This window comes from Pontibacter anaerobius (assembly GCF_026241195.1).
Classification (GTDB): domain Bacteria; phylum Bacteroidota; class Bacteroidia; order Cytophagales; family Hymenobacteraceae; genus Pontibacter; species Pontibacter anaerobius.
Genome location: NZ_JAPFQO010000014.1, coordinates 1 through 24299 on the forward strand (window position 1 = coordinate 1; position 24299 = coordinate 24299).

Genomic DNA, 24299 nt, shown 5'->3' on the forward strand with positions numbered 1-24299 from the left:
GACTACTACAGGGAAGTAGCTCCACAACTTAACGAACCGCTGTATGCGAGACCCGCTTGTACAGTGGTGTGAGAGGCGCTCCCCGCTACCTAACGGTGGCGGGGCCGTCTACTCGATTGGCGGTTCTATTCCGCTGCTTTGCGCTCCACGTTGCTAGCCACAACCTCCAGCATGGAGCGGAACACCACGTATTTGCCCTGGTAGCGCTCGTGGTGGCGCATGTCAATCTCTGATGCGTGCTCACGCTGGTACTCTTCCAGGTCGTTGAGGCTGCGGCAGGTATACTGCACGGCATAGGTGGTGCCGTCGTTGGCCACCTCATGCATCAGGCGGCTGATCTGGTTGCCAAGGAAAAAGCCCGTGCGCATTACCGCCGGAATGTGCTCCTCCTTCATCCACTGCAGCCACTCATCGGCCACGGTGTTGTCTACACTTATGGTCTCGTTGTATAATATCATACCCAAAAGTACGAAAAAGCAGGTTAACATGGCCAAAACTAAAAAGAACAGCCCATGCGGCTATGGCACGGGCTGCTCCTCACAGTTTAGGAATTTTAAACTTGTCGATCTTATTTGCAGCTCCAGCGCCCCACCGAGCCGTCGTAGTAACCAGAGGTAGGGTTAGGCTGGTAGGCCAGCACCAGTGGGTCAGCATTGGCCTGTGGCACCAGTTGTAGCTGCCCCTGGCTTAACTGCAGAAAAATTACGCCATCCTTATCAACCACCGCGCGCAGCGTGTGGGATTTATTATCAACCTTGTAGCTGTTGTTGCTGTTAAGGCCGGTGGCAGTTAGTTCGGTAACTATGTACACTTTCTGCTGAGAGAAGGCTCCTGAGTTTGCCAGCATCGCCTTGTTCTGGCTTTCAAGCTTTCCCCCGAACCACAAGTCTTCGCCCAGGCAGTTGGAGGTGTTGGCAATCAGGTCGAAATAAACCTCATCGGATTGGTTCTCATAAGAAGCCACCGTTACAGACGGCACCTTTTTAGATGTTACTACAGCCACAGTAGCGTCTTGCTGCTTTTTATCTGCCTCACGCTCCACATGGGCAGAGCAGGCAGCTACAAAAAACAGGAACAGTAACAAGAAAGCGATTCGGTTTAAAACGGAAATAACAGAAGTAGAAGTTCTACGCATAGGCATATATATTATTAAATATGTTTTTAACTATATTTATTTATACTATGCGGCTTGAATTAATGTTGCTCCTGTGTTAGGAAATATTTAAAATATGCTCTTTGCAGGCGCTGGGGAGGGGTAGAGCAGGTAGCTGTTGTGCGTAGTGCTGCTTTATTCCTGATAGAGGTACGGGGGGAGGCGGCGGCTTTAAAAATGCCCTGCTTCAGGTGCAGGAGTGCAATTTTTGTGTTAGCTTAGCCTGCACTACACTTACAAACCATTTGCTATGGCAGACCTCGGAAAGAAACTACAGCTTAAAACGGAGCAGCCCCTGTTACTGTTGCAAGCCCCTGAAAAAGTAGCGCAGACGCTGCAGCAGGAGGGCTATACTTTTACAAAATCGGATGAGGCCCCAAGTATGGGCGCTTATGCAGCCGTGCTGTTGTTTGTGCAGCGTGCCGCCGAACTGGAGGCACTGGGGCCACAGGCCTTGGCGCTGCTGCAGCCGGAAGGTATACTTTGGGTTGCTTACCCCAAAAAAACATCCGGCGTAAAAACCGACCTTACCCGCGACAAGGGCTGGCAGGTGATGGCGCAGATGCAGTACGAGGCGGTGCGCCAGGTGGCAGTGGATGATGTGTGGTCGGCGCTGCGGTTCAGGCATAAAACGGAGCGCAGGCAGGAGTCTATGTTCGGTGTAGACAGGCCTGGCATAGACCGCTCAACCAAAACCGTAGTGGTGCCGGAGGATATGAAGACGGCGCTGCAGGAGGCCGGGCTGCTGGAGGCTTTTGAAAGTATGGCTTTTACGCACCGCAAAGAGTACGTGGTGGCTGTGCTGGATGCCAAAAGGCCAGAAACCCGTGCCAGCCGTATTGCCAAAGCCGTGGAGGGTGCGGGCAGGGCGGCAGCGAAGAAAAGATAACGTGCAGCAAGTACAAAAAAAGGAGGCGCAGCTCTATGGCTGCGCCTCCTTTTTTTGTACGCGTGTAGCTGTGGGGGCTACTGCAGCGAAACGGTGAAGTTCGCCTCAATGTCTGTATCACCAACAGAAACATCGCTGTTGTCATCCTTCAGGCCTTCCTGGTGCTTCAGGGTAACTCTCAGGGTACCAGACTCACCGGCGTTGCCCGTAATCATCCTTGTTCTCAGGCCAAGCGGGCGGCCATTGCTATCCAGGTCTTCCGGAATATTTTTCTGCACCACTAGCAGGTTTTCAGGGGCGTTAAAGAAGATCTCATGGTCTTCTGCCTCATTTCTTACCTCGGTGTGGAGGTTATCGTTAAGCGTGATAGTGGCGTTATACTGTGTGTTTGGTACTAGCTGCAACGTTGGCGTTGTGCCGGCCTCAAAAGTGGCTGTTGCTGTGTTAACGCCTTTGGCTGTAGATACTGGTTCCAGTGTCAGCGTTAACGAAGTAATGTTTTCACCTTCTTCAACTGGCTCCGGATCGTCATCGCCGCAGGAGGTAGAAGAGATAAGAAGAGCGCCTAGTAAGAATGCAGTAAGATAAGGTTTAAATAGTTTTTTCATGATATAGCTGTTAAGGAATGTACAACAATACGAGTTTTTAAAATAAATGATACTTAAAATTACGATTTGCTAAAATTGAGCGGCACCCGGATGCGCAACATCAACAACCGGCCCGGCTCGTCGGCAAAGTAGCGCAGCTTGTTCAGGTATTCGCGGTAGGTGGTGTTTAGCAGGTTATTACCAGTAATGCCAACCTCCACGGGTTGCCTGCCAAAGCGAATCGTAGTGCCCGCCTCTGCCTGCAAAAGAAAATATCCGGCCGGCGCCGGTGCAAAGTCCTGCTCTGTGTTCTCCGGTACCCGCTTCTGCTCCGTCACATACACCCCTCCCACCGATAAGTAGGCATCCGATAATTTACTGCTGCCCTTGTGCCCGAACTCATAGCGCAGGCTATTATCGAAACGGTTGGATGGCATGTAGATCAGGTAGTCATCTGTGTCAAGGTTGCGGGCGTAGAGCAGCGAGGTCTTCGACTCCAGCATCAGGCCTTCAGCAATTTTGTAATCCAGATTCAGGTCTGCGCCAGTCAGGGTAGCATTGGCCTGGGTGTACTTAAAAGCCGGAAAAGCTCCGCGCACCGTCAGGATCGGCTCGGGTTGCGGCGCCAGGTAGATAAAATTGCGGATGTAGTTGTGGTACACGCTCAGGGCACCATTCAGGCGCGGATTGCTGAAGTAATCCACCGATAGCTCCAGGTTGTACGCCTGCTCCGACTTCAGTGTAGGGTCGCCCTCCTCGTAAGTGGCTGCGCTGTGGTGCACACCTTCACTGAAGAGCTCGTTAGCACCGGGGGCACGCCAGGCCGAGGTGGCACTCAGACCAAAGGTAAAATGATAGCCCACATCGTACATGGCCCCTAAGATACCGGATATATTGTTGAAATCATATGTTGGCTGTATCAGGCTCCGGTCACTCTCGAATTTCTTTACCTGCAGGTGCTTGTAGTCATAGCGCAGGCCTGCCTCCAGCTGCAGCCGGTCTTTCTTCCATTTCTCAGTGGCAAAAGCGCCTGCCGTTACGCTCGTAAAGTATGGCAGAAAGTCGCTGTACTGGTAATTGTTTTTCTGGTAGATGGTGCTCATGCCCACAGCCCCTGAAAAGTTACCAAGTGGCTTGTGCTCAAAAACGGCCTCGGTGGTATGCGTGTTTAGTGTGAGCTGCAAGGATGGCGAAGTGTTGCTGCCGCGGCGCAACTCATACTCCTCGCGCAGGTTGCGCTGCCAGCCATACACAAACTCCAGCTTGCCGGCCTCGCCCAGGTGCCAGTAACCCTTTGCCTTCAGCAGGTCGTGCTGCACAGCCTGGTAAGGGCTGCTGATGTCGTAGGTAAACTCTGCCTTATCAGCCCGGCTGGGCTTGCCGCGCTCAATAGCGTAGAGCAAATCCTGCACACTGCCAATGTGTGACTCGCGCAAAATACCAAGCTTGGTGTCGAAGTGGCTGAAGTAAAGCTCTGCGCCATACTTTTCTTTGCTATAACCAACCGCTGCCGAGAAGTTCTGCTCCTCCAGGCCGGTGTTCTCCAGGTAATAATCCGGGGTTTTGGCGTTGCCGGCTTTGCGTAGCGTGCCCTGCACGCGCCAGCTTAGCGGCGGAAGCTTCTCAAAATTACCCTCTATGGTGGCAGAAGTGGCCAGTTGGCGGTTGTTGGTGCTGCCCAGCAGGTGCAGGTCGCCGGTAATGCCGGGTGTTGTAGGCAGCTCCTTTGGCTCCACCAGCACTACACCGCCAATGGCATCGGCCCCGTAGCGCACGCCGGCTGCGCCTTTTATCACCTTCATCTCAGCAGCCACAAACGGGTCGATCTCCGGTGCGTGCTCTGCGCCCCACTGCTGCCCCTCCTGCCGCACGCCGTTGTTAAGCAGCAACACGCGGTTACTGTGCAGGCCGTGAATAACAGGTTTGGAAATAGTGGGGCCGGTTTGCAGTACCGTGACCCCGGCAATGCCTTGCAGGGTCTCAGCCAGTGCCAGGCCGCGCGTCCTTTCCAGTTCCTGCCCGGACAGCGTGTGCTGCGTCTGTGCTTGCGCCTTCAGGTGCTCGCCTGTTACCTCCACGGTCCGCAGCATGCGGGCATCGGAGTGCAGTTGCAGGTCGCGGGTAGAGGAGCTGCTTAATTTCACATTGAAACGTTCGGTTTCGTATCCAACATAGGTTACCTGAAACATGTAGGTGCCACGGCAGAGCTGGTGGAAATGGTAGTTTCCGTACTCATCCGTGATGGCAGATCTGTCCAGCTCGGGCAGGTAAATAGTAGCACCAGGCAGTGCCTCGCGCGTGTCGTGGTCCAGCACCTTGCCCGATAGGGTAAGGCCGCAGTCCTGCGCCGCCTCCTCCAGCAGCGGCGCCGGCAACGACTGCGCCAGCAACCGGGGCGTTTGCAGCGCCAGCAGCGCCAAGGCAAAAAGTATACTTCTCCGGATTGATTTCGTCTTCAACACTTCTTCGGTTTTCAGCAATAAGAATAAAGGAGGCTATAACAAGTATAGCCAGATGCCCGGTGTTGGCTGCTACTGTGCCAAAAGCAAAGGCAGGCCCGCAGGACTGTTTGAAAGTATAAAAAAGGATGTGTGCACCTGCCTTAGTCATACTTTGCAAAGTATAATTAAGCCGTGCAGGGTAGCTGAAGATCAGGCCACAGGCGGGCCGCGAAGAAAGTATAAACCGGGTTTACTGCCTTGCCAGCTGCGTGTATAGGCAGTGGCGTAAACAGCGGTATGGATAGTAGTTGTAAAACTTAGTGAAAGCGCCTCGCCCTGGTACGGCGTGTTAAACACATCCTCTACCTGGCAGTGCTTGTGCTTTAGGCCGATCTGTGGCTTGTGCGGGTCGGCCTGCTCGGTGTGTACCGTGTGCGTGTGCGGGTGCAGCTCCTGGATAAGTTCATCCGGAACCATGGCCCTGCTAAACAGCAGCAGCAGTATGAGCGCGATATGTTGGATGTAACGGTGCACCTGAGCTTTAGAACAAAAACAAAGATAGATTAAATTCCACAGTGTTGCATTTATAACCTGCTTCTGTTCATACTTTTATTGTACGTGCAAGTATAAAATGGATGTTTCGTGTAGAGGTTTAGATGGCTTTTTGTGCCTATGGTTTAATCTGGAAGTATAAAACCCTGCCGAAGCGGTTGTTTTTTTCGGCGCATTCTGACAACCTGTCACAAATGCAGCCTCTGGAACAGGATTTGAAAGTATGGCTCAAGTATAAAATCAGCAAAAGATCAAACTTAACCTATAAAGTATAGACAATGGAAGAAAGAGGTAATATCTCCATCCACACCGAGAATATTTTCCCGATCATCAAGAAGTTCCTGTACTCCGACCACGAGATTTTCCTGCGCGAGCTGGTGAGCAACGCCGTGGACGCTACGCAGAAAATCAAGCGCCTCTCGTCTATCGGCGAGTATACCGGCGACCTGGGCGAGCTGAAGGTGACAGTGGCCGTTGACAAGGACGCCAAAACCATCACCATCTCCGATAACGGCATCGGCATGACGGCCGAGGAGATCAAGAAGTACATCAACCAGATCGCATTTTCGGGTGCCACCGAGTTTGTGGAGCGCTACAAGGAGTCTGGCGACAAGGATCAGATCATCGGCCAGTTTGGTTTGGGCTTCTACTCTGCCTTTATGGTGGCCGAGCGCGTTGAGATCGTTACCAAATCTTACAGAGACGAAACCGAGCCAGCGCACTGGACCTGCGACGGCAGCACCGAGTTTGCCATTGCCCCTGCCCACAAGGAAACGCGCGGCACCAACGTTATCCTGAACGTAGCCTCTGACTCAGAAGAGTTTTTGGAGCCGGTGCGCATCCGCACCATACTTGATAAGTACTGCAAGTTTTTGCCGGTGCCGGTGGAGTTTGAGGGCGAGATCATTAACAACCCGAACCCGATCTGGACCAAGCAGCCATCCGAGCTTAAGGACGAGGATTACAAGGAGTTCTACACAGAGCTGTACCCGATGTCGGAGCCGCCGCTGTTCTGGATCCACCTGAACGTGGACTATCCGTTCAACCTGACCGGTATTTTATACTTCCCTAAGATCAAGAACGAGTTTGAGCTGCAGCGCAACAAGATACAGCTGTACTCGCGCCAGGTGTTTATTACCGATGAGGTGAAGGACGTGGTGCCGGAGTTCCTGATGCTGCTGCACGGTATCATTGACTCGCCGGACATTCCGCTGAACGTGAGCCGCTCTTTCCTGCAGGCTGACTCCAGCGTGAAGAAGATCAATACCTACATCACCAAGAAAGTAGCTGATAAACTGGCCGAGATCTTCAAAAAAGACCGCACCGCCTTCGAAACGAACTGGGACGACATCAGCGTGTTTGTGAAGTATGGCATGCTCTCAGACGATAAGTTCTATGAGAAAGCCAAGGACTTTGTGCTGCTGCAGAACACCTCGGGCAAATATTATACTTTAGAGGAGTATAAAACCCAGGTGGAGGCCAACCAGAAAGACAAGAACGAGCAGTTGGTGCTGCTCTACACCACCGATGCCGACAAGCAGCACGCTTACGTGGAGGCGGCCGAGAACCGCGGCTACGACGTGCTGAAGCTGGATACGGTGATCGATAGCCACTTTATCGGCATGCTGGAGCAGAAGCTGGAGAAAACAACCCTTAAGCGCGTAGACTCCGAAACGATTGACAAGCTGATAGAGAAGGATGAGGCGAAGGAGAGCGTGCTGAGCGATACCGAGAAAGAGGACCTGAAGAAGGTGTACGAAGAGGCTATCGACAACAAGAACATGATGGTAGAGGTGGCGCCGATGTCGCCGGACGATGCGCCGCTGGTGATCACACTGCCGGAGTTTATGCGCCGCATGAAGGACATGAGTCGTGCTGGCGGTGGCGGCATGATGTTTATGGGCGATATGCCGGACACTTACAACGTGACCATCAATGCCAACCATCCGCTTAACCAGCGCGTACTCAAGGCAGAGGAAAAAGGCAAACTGGCCCGTCAGGCCTTCGATCTGGCGCTGCTGTCGCAGAACATGCTGTCGGGTGCCGCCCTCACCAGCTTCGTAAAGCGCAGCTTCGACCTCATGACAAAAGAATAGTACGTTTATTATAATACCTAACAGTGAAGGCAGTACCCTCTGGGTGCTGCCTTTTTTGCTGCCGGGCCAGCCGGCAAGTATAAATGAAACTTACCAGCGCCGCCCGGAGTTATAGGCACTTAGCCGCGTGTTGGTGCGTATACTTATAATGTGCATCTTTACGTTTGGGATAAAGGTTAAATTGCTTAATTGAGGGTTGCTACTGTTGTAGGTGAGCAAGTATAGCCAGGTTTATTAAGCATTCACTCAGTCAAAAATCATTCATTCAAAATTGAAGAACTCGGTTTATACTTTGTTGATAAGTGTTATGTTGCTAAGCCTGGGCAGCTGCGGCCAGCCTCAGTGGAACAGCGACTATAACCTTGACATGGCGCGCCTGAAGGAGAGCAGCAAAGTAAAGACCGATGCCCTAGCCTCAGCCGATACCACATTGCCCACCGTGGAAAAAAGAAACCCGCTGGAGGAGGAGATAGCCGAGAAAAAGAAAAAACGAAAGGTAAAACGCAGCAAGCGCGAGTTTCTGGGCTATAAGATAAAACGCGGCTACACCAAGACCGGCGGCCGTTACAAGGAAACCATAGAGACCTTCGGGTACTTGCCCGAGCACCAGGAACCGAACGAGTACGCCCCCTACAAGTATTATTACGACACCAAAAAAAGTAAACTGGCCCGCTCAGGCTCTAATGTAGAGGACACCGACCGCTACAAAGTGTTACATGGCCCTTACAAGAAAACTCTGAACGACGAGGTAGTGGAGGAAGGCTACTTTTACGTGGGCACCAAGCACCTGCGCTGGGAGAAATACCGCAATAACGACGACCATACCTTGGTGGACAAGGAGCACTACGACAAGGGCTTCCTGCGCGATGCGGTGGTAACCTACTACGGCGACACCAAAAAGATTAAGGAAGTGATACCGTATGAGTATGGCGAGGTGCAGGGCACTTATTACCGTTTCTATGAAAACGGACAGCTGGAGTGGAGCGGGCAGTACCAGAAAGGCCGTAAGATAGGTGTCTGGATCAACTACTACGACTTCCGGAACCGCCGCCACTACGAGTTTCAGTACCCCGAAACCGCCTACGACGCACCCCACGAGCCATACCTGATAAAGGAGTATGACCGCCACGCCACCCCCATCTACGAGCGCGGCAAATTCGACAAACGCGAGCAGGCAAGCAGTAAATAAAACTGCCGTACCGGGTCCAACCACCCCTGCCCCTCCTGGGGGTGCAGGGGCCCCTTTAGAGGCTAAGGCGGGGAGTTTTTAGCAGATGTAAACCCACCCCTATTCCTCCGAAGAGGGGGATTTTCAGCAGGCGATTACATCCCCCTCCTGCCCCCTTCGAAGGGGGACTTAGACCTCTTTTCATAGCAAAGGCAGCAGCTATTGAAACTGATCCCAGTCTTTCCGTTGAGCGCCTTGTGAGATCCGGTGCCGCGCATGCGGCAGCGCCCTGGCGCAGGAGGGAACACCGCGCGATGCGGGAAGACGAGCCCTCCCGGGCTGGAGGGAGCCAAGGCCAGAGATGAAACGCTAGGGTTTGTAGGACTGAGGATGAACCAATGCTAGAACAGATAGCTTGGTTCCAGTTGCAGGAAGCAGCGGCTAAGAAAGCATAAAGTATGGCTCACGCGGATTAGGAAGTCCGCGGCAGAGAGGTTCCGGACAAGGATGTCCGGAACAGCGGGTAGCTTAGCTCAAGTTAAAGGAAGCAGCGGTCAAAGTATAAATCGACAGGTATAAATCATCGTCAAAGTATAAAGTATGGCTACAGTTGAGTTACAAACTCAACACCATAAAAGGACACAAGTCTGAAGACTTGCGCCAGAGGGGGAATAAGAGCAAGTATAAAGTACAGCAGCTAACAAGTATGACTTACCACAAAAGCAATAACCAGCATCAATAAAACGCATCCTCAATATGGTGTATAGCCGGCGGCGATGTAAGCGTAACCGAGATAATATCAAACCGCACCTCATGCTGCCACTCCTCCTGAAGTATAAACTCCTCGGCAGCGCCTAGCAGCATAGCCTCCTTCCTGTAATTAACCGCCTCCTCCGGATACCCGTACCTATTAGTAGACCTTGTTTTCACCTCAACAAACACCAGTAGGTTGCCTTTTTGCGCAATGATGTCTACCTCGGCGCGTTTATACCTGTAGTTTTGCCGCAGGATAATATAGCCCTGCTCCCGCAGGTAAGAAGCGGCGTGGTTTTCGCCCAACTGGCCGGTATAGAGGTGCTTGCTTATTTGAGAAGCCATATAAAACTTGTACTTTGCAGGCAGCTAAGGCTGCTGCGCCAACTTAGCATACTATGAAACAACTTATTGAAGGCTTTAGCCAACAGCTGCGCAATGCCCTGGAAATTGGGGAGCGAGCAACCGTAACGTTTGCGGGCCCCAGGTATAACAATGTAGTGATGGCGGGCATGGGCGGCTCTGGTATCTGCAGCAGCATTTTACAGGCTTACGTAGCCGATAAGCTTAAGGTGCCTGTGGTAGTGCAGAAGAGTTACAGCTTGCCAGCCTTTGTAGGGCCAGCTACCCTGGTTATTGCCTCTTCCTTTTCGGGCAACACAGAGGAGGCTGTTTCGATGGTAAGGCAGGCAATGGAGGCGGAGGCAGTCATAGGCTTTGTTACCTCCGGCGGAGAGTTGCTCCGTATTGCGAGGGCTAACAACATGCCGCACATCGTTACCCCGGCAGATGCGGGCCCGCCACGTGCCTGCCTTGGCTTTACGCTGGTGCAGCAGCTTTACCTGTTGCATTATGCCGGTTTGCTGGATGACACCTTTAAAACAGAGCTCAACCAAAGTATAAACCTGCTGGAAGAGCAGTCCGGAAGTATAAAAGTGCAGGCTAGTGCGCTGGCGAGCACCTTTCATAACAAGTTGCCGTTTATCTACGCCAGCAATACCTTTGAGGCAGTGGCTTTGCGTTTTCAGCAGCAGCTTAACACAAATGCCAAGCAACTGGCACATGTGGGCAGTTTCCCGGAGATGACCCACAACGAGATAGAGGGCTGGCACCAACCGGAGAAACTAATTAGCCAGATGGTTGTTATGTGCATTAAAACCGCCTATGACCATCCACGCGCTAAGCTGCGCATGGACCTCGCCAGCACCGTTTGCGCGGGCAAGGGGCTGGAGATGCTAGAGGTAGAAGCCATGGGGGCTACCTTTCTGGAGCAGGCCTTTTACCTGATTCACCTGTTCGACTGGGTTGCTTTGTACCTAGCCGATCTGAATGGGGTAGACCCGGACTCCAACGATAATATCAGTTACCTGAAAAGGGAAATATCTAAACTATAACGTGCAAAAGAATACCGATATACAGTTTGAGCACCTGGGGTTGATAGACTACCAAGAGGCGTGGGATTACCAGGGCAAGCTCTTTACTGCCACCCTGGATATAAAAGTGCAGAACCGCGCCGCGGCGGCGGATGCCCAGGTGCCTACACCCAATTACCTGCTTTTCTGCCAGCACCCGCATGTGTACACGCTGGGCAAAAGTGGCCACGAGGAACACCTGCTGCTGAATAAGGAGGGCCTGAAGGCAAAGGGCGCTACATACTACAAGATCAACCGCGGCGGCGACATCACCTATCACGGCCCCGGCCAGATCGTGGGCTACCCGATCCTGGACCTGGAGAACTACTTCACCGACATCCATAAGTACCTGCGATTCCTGGAGGAGGCGATTATACTTACGCTGGCAGACTATGGTATTGAGGCAGGCCGCATAGAGGGTCTCACCGGCGTTTGGCTCGACCACGTGGAACAGCGCAACCCGCGCAAGATCTGCGCCATGGGCGTGAAGTGCAGCCGCTGGGTAACCATGCACGGCTTCGCCTTCAACATCAACACCGACCTCGACTACTTTAATAACATTGTGCCGTGCGGTATTTCTGATAAAGCCGTAACTTCGCTGGCTAAAGAGCTGGGGCATGAGGTGCCGCTGGCTGAGGTAGAAGAAAAACTGATAAAGCACCTGGCCGCCTTGTTTGGGGCCAACATTACAACTGCTGCGCATGAAGAAGGACATTGATTTCGGGACGGTAGAGGGAATTGCGGTGGCTGTTGCCAGAACCACGGATGCCACCACCGACCAGCCCGCCTGGAATGTATACCTACTCAACTATAATAACTTCCCGGTAGAGAACGTGCTGGTGGCCTCCAAAGGCTACGGTGAGGTAGGCGGCGAAGAGGTGAAGACATCGGTGCTGCGGCACATGTTTGAGCGCGTGGAGGCCAAAAGCTTTGTGCAGGTAGAGCCTATCGACCCCGCCATCTTCCACATCAACAACGAGTACTGGGTAAGCTACTACATCGACCGCCAGATATACGACAAGCGCTTCGTGTTTGTGCCGGACTCTATTGTGGAGGAGAACCTGATAGAGATAAGCATGCTGCAGATGCAGGGAGTGCTGCACTCTTAAAAACTAAGCCAGAAGTATAAGTATAAAGTATTGCCGGCGCTGCCGCTTTGCTCCGTTAACCCTTTACGCCGTGCACAGAGCGTTTCCTAAGTATAAATTCACCTTTCTGATACTATTTATAGTATGGCTGGGCGCGTGGCAGGTGCCTGTGCAGGGGCAGGTATTGCCGCTGGAGCAGAAAAACACCATTACAGGTAACTGGCTGGTGCAGCATGGCGAGGGGGGACAACTGGTGCCGTACGTGACAAATCAGCATGCCAATTACAATGCCTTGCACCAGTGGCTGCCCATTGCGCAGGCGCAGCCCTTTAACATTGCCTTTGCCGCACCGCAGGACCTGTGCCTGTTCCTCAATAACCGGCTCGTCTTTAAAGCCGACTCCGCCGCCAACTATACGTTAGACCTAACTAAGTTTACCCAGGGCACAGAACCCGTGGAGGGCAAGTACCTGCTTACCGTGTGGCACCCGGCGCAGCAACCGACCGTGAGCACCTTCCGCAACGTGGCGCTCATGGCCGACTCGAGGCAGGAGGCAGACCAGCGCCCGCTTTCGGTACAGGTGCGGGAGTATGTAAACCAAAACGCCTTCATTATTTTTATGCTGCTGATCGGGCTGATCTACGGCTTGCTGCGCGTCAGCTATCCTGCGGACTTTAAGAGCCAGTTCGACCCGAACCGCTTTCTGCACTCTAACCCGCAGGAGGACATGTATTCGGTGGGGAAGCCGGTAGGTGCGGTGTCCAACATGCTGTTTGTGCTGGCTTTTTCGCTGTCGCTGGCACTGCTCATTGCCGCCATCCATACCAACGTGCAGCACGTGCGGCTGTTTAACCGCCTGTTCCCTGTGTCGGAGGCAGACATAACCACTAAAATTCTTTTCTATACTTTGGTGATATTCAGCATTGTGCTGCTGAAGTATGTTTTCCTGAAAGTGATGTCTTTTGTGTTTGGGCTGGAGCAGCTGGTGCAGCTGCAGTACCGCGAGTTTCTGCGCTCGCTGCTGTTTATGGGCCTTTTCTTGCCGCTGGTCATGCTGCTGTACCTGTCCCTGAACGCGATGATGCCCGAGGCCATCCTGCTAATTTCGAGCCTGGCAGTATCCTTGGTGCTGGTTATCACGATACTGCGCGTGTTTTACACGGTAAATAAGAAAGCGTCAGTGATTAATTTGCATTTATTTTCGTACCTTTGCGCCACAGAAGTGATTCCGCTGGCAATTATGCTGGAGCTGATAGTTTTTAATTTCTAAGCAGCGGGCAGCGGGTATCGCAGCAGGCGAACGTTATAAGCATCATTATTCTAATATGGCTGAAAGCAAAGCAAAGGGCTCTGCGAACCCTGAAAGACACAAGTTTCCGATCAAGAGTATACTGGTTACACAACCGCAGCCTACTACCGATAACTCTCCGTACCTTTCCATTGCGGAGAAGTATGGCATCAAGGTAGATTTCAGGGCGTTTATCGAGGTGGAGCCGGTTCCTTTTAAAGAGTTCCGCAAAGATAAAGTGGATATTCTGTCGCATACTGCCGTGATCTTCACGAGCCGCAACGCTGTGGATCATTTCTTTCGCATTTGCCAGGAGAGCAAGATCGAGATGCCAGCCGACATGAAGTACTTCTGTATCTCTGACCAGACGGCTTATTACCTGCAGAAGTACATCACACTGCGCAAGCGGAAGTTATTTGTAGGTGAGAAAACAGCAAAAGACCTTTTCGAGGTGATTAAGAAGCACAAGAACGAGAAGTTCCTGTTCCCGTGCTCCAACATCCGTAAAGACGATATCCCGGAGTTCCTGACCACTAACAAGATCAAGCATACAGAAGCCATCATTTATAAGACCGTGGCCGCTGACCTGTCTGACCTTGATGATGTAACCTACGACTGCCTGGCTTTCTTCAGCCCGTCCGGTATTCACTCGCTGTTCATCAACTTCCCGGATTTCAAGCAGAACAATACCCGCATCGCCGCTTTTGGCCCAACTACAGCCAAAGCCGTACGCGACGCAGGCCTGGAGCTGGACATTGAGGCGCCGATGCCAAATGCGCCATCCATGACCGGGGCCATCGAGGTATACATACAGAACCAGATGCAGGAGGCAAAAAAATAAGTTGTAACGCAACTTTTAAGCCTTTTTTGCATACGTACTAAAACGCAAACGCCGGCGCAGCACAATGCAGCGAGGCATTTGCGTTTTAGTGTTTAATAGCTATATTTGAAAAGCGTTCTGTGCAAAATAGCTCATCTTAACCTTGCCTTCGTGTCGCAGCCTATGAAAAAGCTTCTACCTGTCTTGTTGCTGGTGCTCCTGCTGGCACCTCTTGCCAAAGCGCAGCAGCAACCTCAGTTTACCCACTATGGGTTTAATGGCATGCAGATAAGCCCTGCCTACGCTGGCATAACCAACCGACCGGAGTTCATGTCTATTTACCGCTACCAGTGGCTTGGCTACGATGCCTCCTTTGATGATGGCGGCTCTCCGCAGACGCTCTTCCTCTCGGCGCACACGCCTGTCAGGCTGCTGCACGGTGGCGTAGGCCTGAACCTGATGCGCGATAAAATTGCTAATACTACCATTCTGACGGCGGCTCTCTCCTACTCCTTCCATATGAAGATAGGCGAAACCGGTAAGCTGGGGCTGGGCATACAGGCCAACGTAAACAACTATAAAAAAGGCCGCTACCGCCCTATAGATGAAGGCGACCCGAGTGTGCCTTTCAACAGCGAGGATACCAAGTATGATTTAGGTGCCGGGGTGTGGTATGAGTCGGAGACTTTTTATGCCGGTGGTGGTGTTACGAACCTGCTCAAAGCCGAGTACGAGTTTGCGGACTCCTCTAATACCGGAAATGGTACATTACTGGGGGAGAACCACATCTACGCCACGGGCGGCTACCACATGCCGCTAACCACAGACCTGACCCTTACGCCCACCGTTTTGCTGAAGCACGACACCGAGACTTTCTCTTTTGATGCAGGTGGCCGTGTAACTTATCAGGAAAAATATTGGGCCGGAGTGAATTATCGTCATGAAGAAGCTGTTAGTGCCCTTGTGGGAGTGTCTCTGTTTCAGGACAATGCACTACGAGTAGGGTACGCGCTGGATCTGACCACTTTTAATAAGTCTGCTAAGGCCGCCACCTCGCATGAGGTAATGGTCAACTATCGTTTGGCAGAGCCGGTTATACGGTTTAAGCCACCTGTAAGAACCCCCCGCTACTTTTTTACCCGGTAGATAGTTGATAATTGTAATCGCTTTTTTACATTTATGACCGATTCTTAAAAAAGTGCATAAAAAAAATCTGATACATCATAATAATAATCAGCTCCTTACCACGTTAAAAAAATTAAAAAAGGTGTTGTAGTGAATTGTTTTTTATTTATTCCTAATTCTCATATATTTGCTACACTCGTAAAAGTGTGCTAAAATCTATTACAGAAAATTTACTTTTTAACAGTCATCATGAATAAACTACTTAAGCTGTCTTCCTTCGCATTGGCGGTGGTACTGCTTGCAAGCTGTGGGATGAGACGCGGGCCGCAAGGAGATCTTGTAGGTGCCGAGGACAGACCAGAGTACAATCCGCAGGAAGTGCCTTACGGCATGGTGGCCTGCCCGGGCGGTACGTTCCACATGGGTCAAGCTGATCAGGATATAGCGGCATCTATGGCGAACTTAAACAAGCAAGTGACGATCGGTGGATTCTACATGGACGAAACCGAGATCACGAACAACGAATACCGTCAGTTCATCAACGTGATGACGGAAGATTCGCTGGATGTTTTGGGCGAGGAGTACGTGATGACACAGTTATACCCTGATACAACTGTTTGGGTAAAAGACTATACATACCACATGGGCGACCCGCTGATGGAGTATTATTTCTCTCATCCGGCGTTCGATGACTATCCGGTGGTGGGTGTGGATTGGTTCGCGGCCAAGTATTTTAGCGAGTGGCGCACCAAGCACAAGAACCAGGCAAATGCCGATAACGGCATGGCGCCAATGCCGCAGTTCCGTCTGCCTTCAGAGGCTGAGTGGGAGTATGCTGCCCGTGGCGGCCGTGATATGGCAGTCTACCCTTGGGGTGGGCCATACCTGCGCAATGCCAAAGGTTGCTTGCTGGCTAACTTTAAGCCAGGCCGTGGCGACTACTACAGCGATGGCTTTACTTATACAGCCCCTGTAGCACAGTTCTTCCCGAACGACTTTGGTCTTTATGATATGGCCGGAAACGTATCCGAGTGGTGCGAGGATGCCTACTCAGACGCTACTGTTCCGATTACATGGGACTTGAACCCGGTTTACAACGATGACGCAGAGCCGCGTAAGGTTGTAAGAGGTGGCTCATGGAAAGATATCGCTTACTTCCTGGAGACAGGTACGCGTAATTTCGAATTCCAGGACTCTGCCAGATCATACATCGGTTTCCGTAATGCGATGATTTACCTGGGACGTTCATCAGGACGCGAGTTTTAATATTTAATAATTACAAATACTAATAATTTACCAATCCCCCATTTATCCTTAATTAATCGTTCACTACTTAATTAGAAAACAAAATGAGCAAAGCTAAAGGTCGCAGTTTCTTGTTCGACGTTTTGATGCCAAAGATCTATGGTATCGGTGCTGCCGTCGTAATTGTGGGTGCGTTGTTCAAGATCCAGCACTGGCCACTGGCCGACTTGATGCTGATCCTTGGTCTGAGCACAGAGGCAATTATCTTCTTCCTGAGTGCATTCCAACCACAGCATGCTGAGCCGGATTGGGCCAGAGTATACCCACAACTTGCTGATGATTATACCGGACAGGGTATCGTTCCTGCAGGTGCAGTAGCTGGTGGGCCGTCTGTAACAGGTAAACTGGACGAGATGATGCGTAATGCTGATATTACGCCTGAAACTATAAACCAACTTGGCCTGGGCCTTAACCGCCTTAGCGAAACAGCTGCCAGCATGGCTGACATGAGCAATGCAACAGCTGCTACTGAGGAGTACACTACCCGAGTAAGAGCTGCCGCAGGCCAACTGGATAAAATCAACAGCGCGTACGCTACTACAGCAGATGCTATCGCTCAGATGGCTGTTTCTGCTACTGACGCACAGGAGTACCACAACCAGATCCAGGGCATGACCCGCAACCTGGGTGCTCTGAACGCAGTGTACGAAATGGAGCTTCAGGATGCTAACAACCACCTGAAAGCCATGAATAAATTCTATGGCAACCTGAGCATGGCCATGGAAAACCTCACTGATGCCAGCAAAGATACAGAACAGTTTAAGCAGGAAGTTTCTCGCCTGACGCAAAACCTACACTCTCTGAACACGGTGTATGGCAACATGCTGTCAGCCATGAAAGGCTAATTCCTGGTTAAATAAGTTCTATCTAAACAAACACAGTTAATATAGTATAAAATGGCTGGAGGAAAAGAGACACCAAGGCAGAAGATGATCGGTATGATGTACTTAGTACTGACCGCACTTCTGGCCCTAAACGTGAGCTCGGCGATCCTGTTAAAGTTTCAGTTCCTGGATGCATCATTGCAGGAAGTGAACAAAAAAACATTGGATGATAACGCCGGAGTCGTAACAAACATACAGGCTGCGATTGCAGAAAACAAAAACCCTTCTGCTAATGACCAGCGCGTGCTAAAATCAGCACAACAAGTACGTCAAGAAACTTCAGAAATGGTTTCCTATATTCAAGGTCTGCGCAAAATGTTGATCGATGAAACAGGAGGACCAAATGAAGAAGGTACGGGATATAAGCAGCCGGAAGGCAATGATATCGTGGCCATGAACATGATTGGCGCGGCTAGCAAGAACAATGGCAAAGGCTATGAACTGGAGCAAAAGCTAAACGAGTATGCCAAGTTCCTGCGCCAGTACAGTGATCAGGTTCCTCAGAAGCTTGCCCTAAGCGGTAAAGAAGACCCGGTAGCACAGAAAGACCCGGCTCAGAAACGTAAAGACTTCGCACAGCTGAACTTTGAGGAAACACCAATGGTGGCTGCCCTGGCAGTACTTTCTCAGAAAGAGGCTGAAGTTTTGAAGTATGAGGCTGATGTGTTGCAGAAGCTTGCACAGCAGGTAGGTGCAGATATTATCAAATTTGAGAAAATTTTTGCCATGGCACGTGCTGAATCTAAAACAGTAGCCGCAGGTACAAAATACAAAGCTGATATGTTCATCGCTGCGTCTTCTGACAATATCACACCTAAAATGACTTTTAATGGTAAGCCTGTTAAAGTAGAAAATGGTGTAGGTCAGGTAGAGTTCGTGGCAGCTGCCTCAAACTATGATGCCGATGGCAACTCAAAGCAAACCTGGAAAGGAACAATTACAATCAACCAAAACGGAGAAGAGAAACAATTCCCTGTCGAAGAAGAGTACATTGTAGCAAAGCCGGTAATCCAAGTGCAGTCTGCCTCTGTGCAGGCGCTGTATTTCCAGTGTGCTAACGAATTGAACATTCAGGTGCCGGCTCTAGGTGCGGTCTATGACCCTAGCTTCAGCGCGAACGGTGGAACTGCTATTAAAGGTGCTAAGAAAGGTGAAGTAACCATTATCCCGAGCGGTACTGAGGTAACAATCAACGTAAGCAGCGGCGGAAATCCAATCGGTTCTGAGAAGTTTAAAGTGCGCCCTATACCTAAGCCAGAAATTGTGGCACTGGTTAATGGCAAACCAATAGATGTGAAGCGTGGTGTTCCTGCACAGGCTTTCAGAGCTGTTGAGATACAGGCTGTGGCAGACGAAGGGTTTAAGCAATTATTACCTAACGAAGCACGTTATAGAGTAACGAAATGGAGAGCGTACCTGGTACGTGGTAACCAACCGGTAGATCAGGGCGAATTTAACGGCCCGTCAGCTAACTTAACCAGCTTTGCCGCTAAAGCCAGCAAAGGCGACCGTGTTGTGATTGAAATCCTGGACGTGAAGCGCCTGAACTATAAAGGCAATGCAGTTGACGTGAATGTAGGTACGCCGAACTTCAACGTTCCTTTAAATTAAAATTTAGAAGCTTACAAGGAGTATGAAATTAGTTAAAGCAATAGGTGTAGCAGCCGGTCTGATGTTATCTGTAGGCGCTATGGCGCAGCAGGTATCAAACACTACGGCAAGCAATCCTTCGGCAAGGCCTATTCCGGAGTCTGATATTCTGTTCAAGAAGACAGTATGGCGTAAAATTGACCTGCGCGAAAAGCAGAACAAGCCACTGTTCTCGGAAAACAGAGAGATAACCAAGGTAATCATCGAAGCTGTGAAAAGCGGAGAGCTTACCGCCTACAGAAGCGACTCTGTAAGCACACCTATTACGCGAGAGGAGTTTATACAGAACATGACTCCGAAGCAAGAGCAAGGTGGCTTGAGCGAAGAGGAACTTGCTGCTGGTTTCGGCGAAGTGGAAGAGGAGGATGATGCCTGGGGCGAAGCGCTTGGTGCTGGTGCCGGCACTACTGAGGCTGCTCCTGTAAGCAATGAGTTCTTTCCCAAGCAATTGTACCTGCTGGAACTGAAGGAAAACGTGATATTCGACAAGAAGCGTTCACGTATGTACCACGATATCCAGACGATCAGCATTAAGGTGCCGGCAACGCTTAACCCACTGGGTTTCGAGCAAAATGTGGCGAGCTTTAAAATGAGCGACCTGGTACGCTTGTTCCGTGAGAATCCGGAAACAGCAATCTGGTACAATGCGCAGAATGATGCCCAGCACAAGAACCTGGCTGACGCATTTGACCTGTGGTTGTTCAGTTCTTACATCACGAAGATTTCAAACCCTGGCGACCAAAGCCTGGCTTCGATCTACGGTGGTGGTAAGAAAGGCCTGCTGGCTTCTCAGGATGCCTTGGAAGCACTTATAGAATATGAATACAGCCTGTGGAGCTACTAAGCACTGCAGCTTACAAAAACAAAAAAGGAGACTTTAACGGGTCTCCTTTTTTGTTTTTGTACTTTTCTGAATAAAAAGCTACAGCAGTATTAGTTATACTTCCTTGCCCTCATCAGCGGGGTGCAGGTGTGCATAAAGTATAGCAGCCTTCGCTTTCCCTATCTCGGTGGATATTTCATTAAGTGATAATTCCCGAAGCTTTTTCACAGATCTGTACTTTTGCAGTAAAGCATCTGCCGTAGATGGCCCTATACCTTTAATATCGGTTAATTCTGTTTTGAGCGTGCCAGCATCGCGTTTGCTGCGGTGGAAGGTGATAGCAAAACGGTGTGCCTCGTTACGGAGCCGTTGGATCAGCTTCAGCGATTCAGATTTTTTATCGATGTACAGCGGTAAAGAGTCGCCAGGATAAAAGATCTCTTCTAAGCGCTTAGCGATGCCCACCACAGCAATCTGACCATAAATGCCCAAATCGCGGAGAGCCTTTACAGCCATACTTAACTGGCCCTTGCCCCCGTCAATAATAATAAGCTGTGGCAGTGGTTGGTTCTCATCAAGCAAGCGGCGATAACGACGTGTCACGATCTCATACATCGACTCAAAGTCGTTAGGCCCAACTACTGTTTTGATATTAAAGTGGCGGTAGTCTTTTTTGCTTGGCTTGCCATTTTTAAAGCAAACCATAGAGGCCACTGGGTTATCGCCTTGGAAGTTGGAATTGTCAAAACACTCGATCTGGCGGGGCAGTTCTGTAAGGCGGAGGTCTTTCTTGAGCGTCTCCAGCACACGCAACTCCCGTTGCTCACTCAGTTCTTTGTTCTTCTCCTGGCGGCCTTCCCGTTCCTTGCGCAAGTATAAAGCATTCTTCAGGGAGAGGCTCAACAGCTTTTTCTTATCACCTATCTGCGGATACGTGACCAAAACATTATCCAGCGGAAGCTTTAGCTCAATATTCGTGATGACTTCACGGGAGGTGCTTTCAAACTCCTGGCGCAGCTGCACCACAACGGAGGCAAGTATGTCAGCATCCTCTTCATCCAACTTCTTTTCAAGCTCCAGCGACTGTGTAAGTATAATGGAGCCGTTCATCACTTTTAGATAGTTAACAAAAGCGCACTGCTCATTGCTGGTGATGGTAAAGACATCGATGTTGGTCAGGGTGTTGCTCACAACCGTAGACTTGGCCTGGAAGTCCTCCAGCAAGTCCAGCTTTTGCTTATACTTATGGGCCAGCTCATACTGGTAATCCGCAGCGGCGGCGGCCATGTGCTCCTTAAAGTATGTTTTGGCTACTGAGAGGTTGCCGGAAAGTATGTTTTTGATTTGCGCGATATTGGCGTTATACTCTGTCTCGTCCACCAAAGCCTCGCAGGGGCCTTTGCAGTTACCGATGTGATACTCCAGGCATACTTTAAACTTGCCGGCAGCTATGTTCTCCGGGGAGAGGTTATAGGTGCAGGTGCGCAGCGGGTACAGCGTCCGGATCAGGTCGAGCACCACATACATGGCCGTACCGCTTGGGTAAGGGCCAAAATAGCGCGAGCCGTCGTTCTTCTTGTTGCGGGTAGTGATAACGCGCGGAAAACGCTCGTTTATGATGCAGATGTAGGGATATGTTTTACCGTCCTTCAGCAGGATGTTATACTTGGGCTGATATTGCTTGATAAGGTTGTTCTCAAGCAGAAACGCATCAGCCTCTGTGTCTACAATGGTAAACTCAATGTCTTTGATCTGGGAGACGAGTTTCAGTGTTTTCTTGTTATGCTGGGCAGAGCGGTTGAAATAGGAGCTTACGCGCTTCCTGATATCAACCGCTTTGCCTACATAGATAATGCCACCGTCGTCGAAGAACTTATAGATGCCGGGCTTATGCGGCAGGTGCGATATTTTCTCCTTCAGCTTCTCGTTTGCTGGCATAGGTATTAGAATTAGATCTCAGCGTCTAAGTCAATCTCGGTTGGCAGGTTCAGGAACTCATCTTGCTGAGCGGAGTCGATCTGAATGCCCCGGTTATACTTTTCACAGTCTAATTCTACAGATAAAGGCACAGAAGGTTTAGGGAAAGGATCTTTTGACACATCCAAAGACTTATCTTTATACACCTTCTGCATAAATGCACCATAAATAGGCATGGCAAGTTTACCACCCTGGCCCAAGGCAATGGTGCGGAAGTGTATAGAACGGTCTTCACCGCCTACCCAGGTTCCGGTTACCAGGTCAGGGGTAACGCCCATGAACCAGGCATCAGAGTAGTTTTGGGTAGTACCGGTTTTAGCGCCTATCTCATTTTTAAGCCCGTTACGGAAACGAAGGCCATAATAAGCTGTGCCGCCTGGCTCTGCAGCTGCCTTCAGCATATGCACCATCATGTAAGCAGTTTCTTCGCTCAGTGCCTCCATCGTTTTAGGCACAAACTCAGCTATCACATTGCCGTGCTTGTCCTCGATGCGGGTGATATAGGTTGGCTGCACCCAAGTGCCTCCGTTTACAAAGGTGCCATAAGCGCCTACCATGTCATACAGCGTTACGTCGCTAGTGCCAAGTACTAGAGATGGGGTTTCATCCAGTTTTGTCGTAATACCCATGCGGCGGGCGGTTTGGGCTACAGATGGGGCACCTAATTTATTTACCAGGAAGGCAGAGATCGAGTTCACAGACTCGGCCAGGGCCTTGCGCAACGTATACTTCTCACCACTGAACTTGTTGTCAGCGTTTTGAGGGCACCACATCTTGCCATCCGGAAGCGGAATGCAGGTCTCCGTATCCAGCACCTCGTAGCATGGGTAGTAGCCATTTTCGATAGCCGTGGTGTACAGGAACGGCTTAAACGTAGATCCAGGCTGGCGTGAACCCTGCTTTACGTGGTCATACTTGAAGTGCTTGTAGTTTATGCCGCCCACCCAGGCCTTGATGTGCCCAGTCTGTGGCTCCATAGCCATAAAGCCCGTCTGCAGGAAGTGTTTGTAATATTTAAGTGAGTCCATCGGGCTCATCACAACCTCTTTCTCGCCATCCCAGCTAAAGATGGTCATTGGTATTTTTTTGTTGAGGTAGTAGTTGATCGAGTCCGTGTCGTCGCCGAAGCGAGCCTTCAGCCTGCGGTAGCGATCTGTACGCTTGATGGCCTGCTCCGGGAAGCTCTTGATCTCGCGCATGTTCTCATCCACCCACGGGTTACGTCCTTTCCAGTGTTCAAAGAAAGCTTTCTGGCGGTCTTTCATGTGCTCTGCCACAGCCTCCTCCGCATATTTCTGCATGCGCGAATCAATGGTGGTGAAAACACGGAGGCCATCCGCATACAGGTCATACCCATTTTCGCGGCACCACTGCAGCAGAAACTTGCTGGTTTCGGTACGGAAGTATGGGGCCATGCCGATGTTATGGCTCTCCACACGGTAATCCAAAGCAATTTCCTGCTCCTTTAATTGGTTAAACTCCGCCTCGGGCAGGAAATTATACTTCACCATTTGGGCCAGCACGGTATTACGGCGGCGCTTCGAATTCTCCGGGTTATACTTAGGGCTGTAGTAGGTAGGTGCTTTCAGCAGGCCCACCAGCACGGCCGACTCCTGTACTTGCAGCTCCTCAGGCTTCTTGTTGAAGAACGTTTTAGCAGCTACCTTGATACCGAAAGCGTTGGAGCCGAAATCCACAGTGTTCAGGTACATCGTCAGTATTTCGCGCTTGGTGTAGGAGCGCTCCAGCTTCACGGCCATGATCCACTCCTTTGTCTTCAGGATGAGCATGCGCAGCCCTGGCACATCATTGAGCACGCCATTGTTAAGTTCATCGCTACGTGTATCGAATAGGTTTTTGGCCACCTGCTGTGTAAGCGTACTGCCGCCCCCCTTTTGCTCGCCGGTAAGTATACCTGCGGCCACGCGCATCATAGACTGTGGATCAATGCCGGCATGTTCCTCAAAGCGAATATCCTCCGTAGCGACAAGTGCGTTCACCAGGTTGTCCGGAAGCTCCTCATACTCCACTGGTGTGCGGTTCTCCCGGAAGTATTTCCCCAGGAGTTGGTTATCGGCAGAGTATAGCTCAGAGGCTACCTCGCTTTTAGGGTTCTCCAGGGTGCGCAGGTCGGGCATTTCCCCGAACAGGTTCAGGAAATTGATGCTTACCGCATAGATGTAAAGTACAAAAGCAGCGAAGCCGCCGACAAACAGCAGCCACAACACGGATACAACTTTTGGATAAAAGGATCTTTTCGGCGTAAGGGTCTTTTGACGCGTAGTCAT

General features: G+C 50.8%; 21 protein-coding genes. 13 read left to right on the forward strand and 8 right to left on the reverse strand.

Annotated elements, in window-relative coordinates:
• Positions 1-125 precede the first annotated feature (125 nt).
• Both OO017_RS18270 and OO017_RS18275 read right to left on the reverse strand, forming a co-directional pair.
• Positions 126-458 (reverse strand): DUF4286 family protein, encoded by a 333-nt coding sequence (locus tag OO017_RS18270; RefSeq protein ID WP_266054146.1) that lies wholly within the window; start codon positions 456-458, stop codon positions 126-128.
• Between the two features lie 110 nt (positions 459-568).
• Entirely contained in the window at positions 569-1135 is a 567-nt protein-coding gene (locus tag OO017_RS18275; RefSeq protein ID WP_266054147.1) for a hypothetical protein, read from the reverse strand.
• Between the two features lie 268 nt (positions 1136-1403).
• Between OO017_RS18275 and OO017_RS18280 the strand changes: the two genes are divergently transcribed.
• Positions 1404-2042: a YdeI/OmpD-associated family protein gene (locus OO017_RS18280; RefSeq protein WP_266054148.1), complete on the forward strand. Its 639-nt coding sequence runs from the start codon at positions 1404-1406 to the stop codon at positions 2040-2042.
• A gap of 77 nt (positions 2043-2119) precedes the next feature.
• Here the strand turns inward: OO017_RS18280 and OO017_RS18285 are convergent, their stop codons facing one another.
• The 3 genes from OO017_RS18285 to OO017_RS18295 all read right to left on the reverse strand — a co-directional run bounded on the left by OO017_RS18285 (position 2120) and on the right by OO017_RS18295 (position 5604).
• Positions 2120-2650, reverse strand: a complete 531-nt coding sequence (locus OO017_RS18285; RefSeq protein ID WP_266054149.1) for a hypothetical protein — start codon at positions 2648-2650, stop codon at positions 2120-2122.
• Positions 2651-2709: 59 nt separating this feature from the next.
• Positions 2710-5088: a TonB-dependent receptor gene (locus OO017_RS18290; RefSeq protein WP_266054150.1), complete on the reverse strand. Its 2379-nt coding sequence runs from the start codon at positions 5086-5088 to the stop codon at positions 2710-2712.
• Positions 5089-5280: 192 nt separating this feature from the next.
• On the reverse strand, positions 5281-5604 hold the full coding sequence (locus OO017_RS18295; protein WP_266054151.1) for a hypothetical protein: 324 nt from the start codon (positions 5602-5604) through the stop codon (positions 5281-5283).
• Between the two features lie 296 nt (positions 5605-5900).
• Between OO017_RS18295 and htpG the strand changes: the two genes are divergently transcribed.
• Positions 5901-7718, forward strand: coding sequence for a molecular chaperone HtpG (htpG, locus tag OO017_RS18300; RefSeq protein WP_266054152.1), 1818 nt, complete (start codon positions 5901-5903; stop codon positions 7716-7718).
• A 292-nt stretch (positions 7719-8010) separates the two neighbouring features.
• The gene (locus tag OO017_RS18305; protein ID WP_266054153.1) at positions 8011-8907 is read left to right on the forward strand and encodes a toxin-antitoxin system YwqK family antitoxin; all 897 of its coding nucleotides are present in this window, start codon (positions 8011-8013) and stop codon (positions 8905-8907) included.
• A 714-nt stretch (positions 8908-9621) separates the two neighbouring features.
• Here the strand turns inward: OO017_RS18305 and OO017_RS18310 are convergent.
• Positions 9622-9984: a YraN family protein gene (locus OO017_RS18310; protein WP_266054154.1), complete on the reverse strand. Its 363-nt coding sequence runs from the start codon at positions 9982-9984 to the stop codon at positions 9622-9624.
• 53 nt (positions 9985-10037) lie between these two features.
• Here OO017_RS18310 and OO017_RS18315 point away from each other — a divergent pair, with 53 nt between their 5' ends.
• The 10 genes from OO017_RS18315 to porN all read left to right on the forward strand — a co-directional run bounded on the left by OO017_RS18315 (position 10038) and on the right by porN (position 20055).
• Entirely contained in the window at positions 10038-11033 is a 996-nt protein-coding gene (locus OO017_RS18315) for a bifunctional phosphoglucose/phosphomannose isomerase (protein ID WP_266054155.1), read from the forward strand.
• Between the two features lies 1 nt (position 11034).
• A complete protein-coding gene (gene lipB / locus OO017_RS18320) occupies positions 11035-11769 on the forward strand; it encodes a lipoyl(octanoyl) transferase LipB (protein ID WP_266054156.1) in 735 nt (244 codons plus the stop codon).
• On the forward strand, positions 11753-12160 hold the full coding sequence (locus OO017_RS18325) for a hypothetical protein (protein ID WP_266054157.1): 408 nt from the start codon (positions 11753-11755) through the stop codon (positions 12158-12160). The genes lipB and OO017_RS18325 overlap by 17 nt, the downstream gene beginning before the upstream one ends.
• Before the next feature lie 70 nt (positions 12161-12230).
• On the forward strand, positions 12231-13409 hold the full coding sequence (locus OO017_RS18330) for a DUF4271 domain-containing protein (protein WP_266054158.1): 1179 nt from the start codon (positions 12231-12233) through the stop codon (positions 13407-13409).
• 55 nt (positions 13410-13464) lie between these two features.
• On the forward strand, positions 13465-14268 hold the full coding sequence (locus OO017_RS18335) for a uroporphyrinogen-III synthase (RefSeq protein ID WP_266054159.1): 804 nt from the start codon (positions 13465-13467) through the stop codon (positions 14266-14268).
• 162 nt (positions 14269-14430) lie between these two features.
• Positions 14431-15393, forward strand: a complete 963-nt coding sequence (locus tag OO017_RS18340) for a PorP/SprF family type IX secretion system membrane protein (RefSeq protein WP_266054160.1) — start codon at positions 14431-14433, stop codon at positions 15391-15393.
• A gap of 228 nt (positions 15394-15621) precedes the next feature.
• The gene (gene porK, locus OO017_RS18345; protein WP_266054161.1) at positions 15622-16638 is read left to right on the forward strand and encodes a T9SS ring complex lipoprotein PorK/GldK; all 1017 of its coding nucleotides are present in this window, start codon (positions 15622-15624) and stop codon (positions 16636-16638) included.
• Between the two features lie 83 nt (positions 16639-16721).
• Complete coding sequence (porL, locus tag OO017_RS18350) at positions 16722-17522, forward strand: type IX secretion system motor protein PorL/GldL (RefSeq protein WP_266054162.1); 801 nt, start codon at positions 16722-16724, stop codon at positions 17520-17522.
• A 51-nt stretch (positions 17523-17573) separates the two neighbouring features.
• A complete protein-coding gene (gene porM, locus OO017_RS18355) occupies positions 17574-19172 on the forward strand; it encodes a type IX secretion system motor protein PorM/GldM (protein WP_266054163.1) in 1599 nt (532 codons plus the stop codon).
• A gap of 22 nt (positions 19173-19194) precedes the next feature.
• Positions 19195-20055, forward strand: a complete 861-nt coding sequence (porN, locus tag OO017_RS18360; RefSeq protein ID WP_266054164.1) for a type IX secretion system ring subunit PorN/GldN — start codon at positions 19195-19197, stop codon at positions 20053-20055.
• A gap of 93 nt (positions 20056-20148) precedes the next feature.
• Here porN and uvrC read toward each other — a convergent pair whose 3' ends face one another.
• Together uvrC and OO017_RS18370 are read right to left on the reverse strand one after the other, a co-directional pair.
• On the reverse strand, positions 20149-21972 hold the full coding sequence (uvrC, locus tag OO017_RS18365) for an excinuclease ABC subunit UvrC (RefSeq protein ID WP_266054165.1): 1824 nt from the start codon (positions 21970-21972) through the stop codon (positions 20149-20151).
• A gap of 11 nt (positions 21973-21983) precedes the next feature.
• Complete coding sequence (locus tag OO017_RS18370; protein WP_266054166.1) at positions 21984-24299, reverse strand: penicillin-binding protein 1A; 2316 nt, start codon at positions 24297-24299, stop codon at positions 21984-21986.

Bases quoted from the DNA above. Each gene is read 5' to 3' on its own strand.
- OO017_RS18270 (WP_266054146.1), bottom strand. From the start codon at position 458: ATGATATTATACAACGAGACCATAAGTGTAGACAACACCGTGGCCGAT.
- OO017_RS18275 (WP_266054147.1), bottom strand. From the start codon at position 1,135: ATGCGTAGAACTTCTACTTCTGTTATTTCCGTTTTAAACCGAATCGCT.
- OO017_RS18280 (WP_266054148.1), top strand. From the start codon at position 1,404: ATGGCAGACCTCGGAAAGAAACTACAGCTTAAAACGGAGCAGCCCCTG.
- OO017_RS18285 (WP_266054149.1), bottom strand. From the start codon at position 2,650: ATGAAAAAACTATTTAAACCTTATCTTACTGCATTCTTACTAGGCGCT.
- htpG (WP_266054152.1), top strand. From the start codon at position 5,901: ATGGAAGAAAGAGGTAATATCTCCATCCACACCGAGAATATTTTCCCG.
- OO017_RS18310 (WP_266054154.1), bottom strand. From the start codon at position 9,984: ATGGCTTCTCAAATAAGCAAGCACCTCTATACCGGCCAGTTGGGCGAA.
- OO017_RS18315 (WP_266054155.1), top strand. From the start codon at position 10,038: ATGAAACAACTTATTGAAGGCTTTAGCCAACAGCTGCGCAATGCCCTG.
- OO017_RS18325 (WP_266054157.1), top strand. From the start codon at position 11,753: ATGAAGAAGGACATTGATTTCGGGACGGTAGAGGGAATTGCGGTGGCT.
- OO017_RS18335 (WP_266054159.1), top strand. From the start codon at position 13,465: ATGGCTGAAAGCAAAGCAAAGGGCTCTGCGAACCCTGAAAGACACAAG.
- OO017_RS18340 (WP_266054160.1), top strand. From the start codon at position 14,431: ATGAAAAAGCTTCTACCTGTCTTGTTGCTGGTGCTCCTGCTGGCACCT.
- porK (WP_266054161.1), top strand. From the start codon at position 15,622: ATGAATAAACTACTTAAGCTGTCTTCCTTCGCATTGGCGGTGGTACTG.
- porL (WP_266054162.1), top strand. From the start codon at position 16,722: ATGAGCAAAGCTAAAGGTCGCAGTTTCTTGTTCGACGTTTTGATGCCA.
- porM (WP_266054163.1), top strand. From the start codon at position 17,574: ATGGCTGGAGGAAAAGAGACACCAAGGCAGAAGATGATCGGTATGATG.
- porN (WP_266054164.1), top strand. From the start codon at position 19,195: ATGAAATTAGTTAAAGCAATAGGTGTAGCAGCCGGTCTGATGTTATCT.
- uvrC (WP_266054165.1), bottom strand. From the start codon at position 21,972: ATGCCAGCAAACGAGAAGCTGAAGGAGAAAATATCGCACCTGCCGCAT.
- OO017_RS18370 (WP_266054166.1), bottom strand. From the start codon at position 24,299: ATGACTACGCGTCAAAAGACCCTTACGCCGAAAAGATCCTTTTATCCA.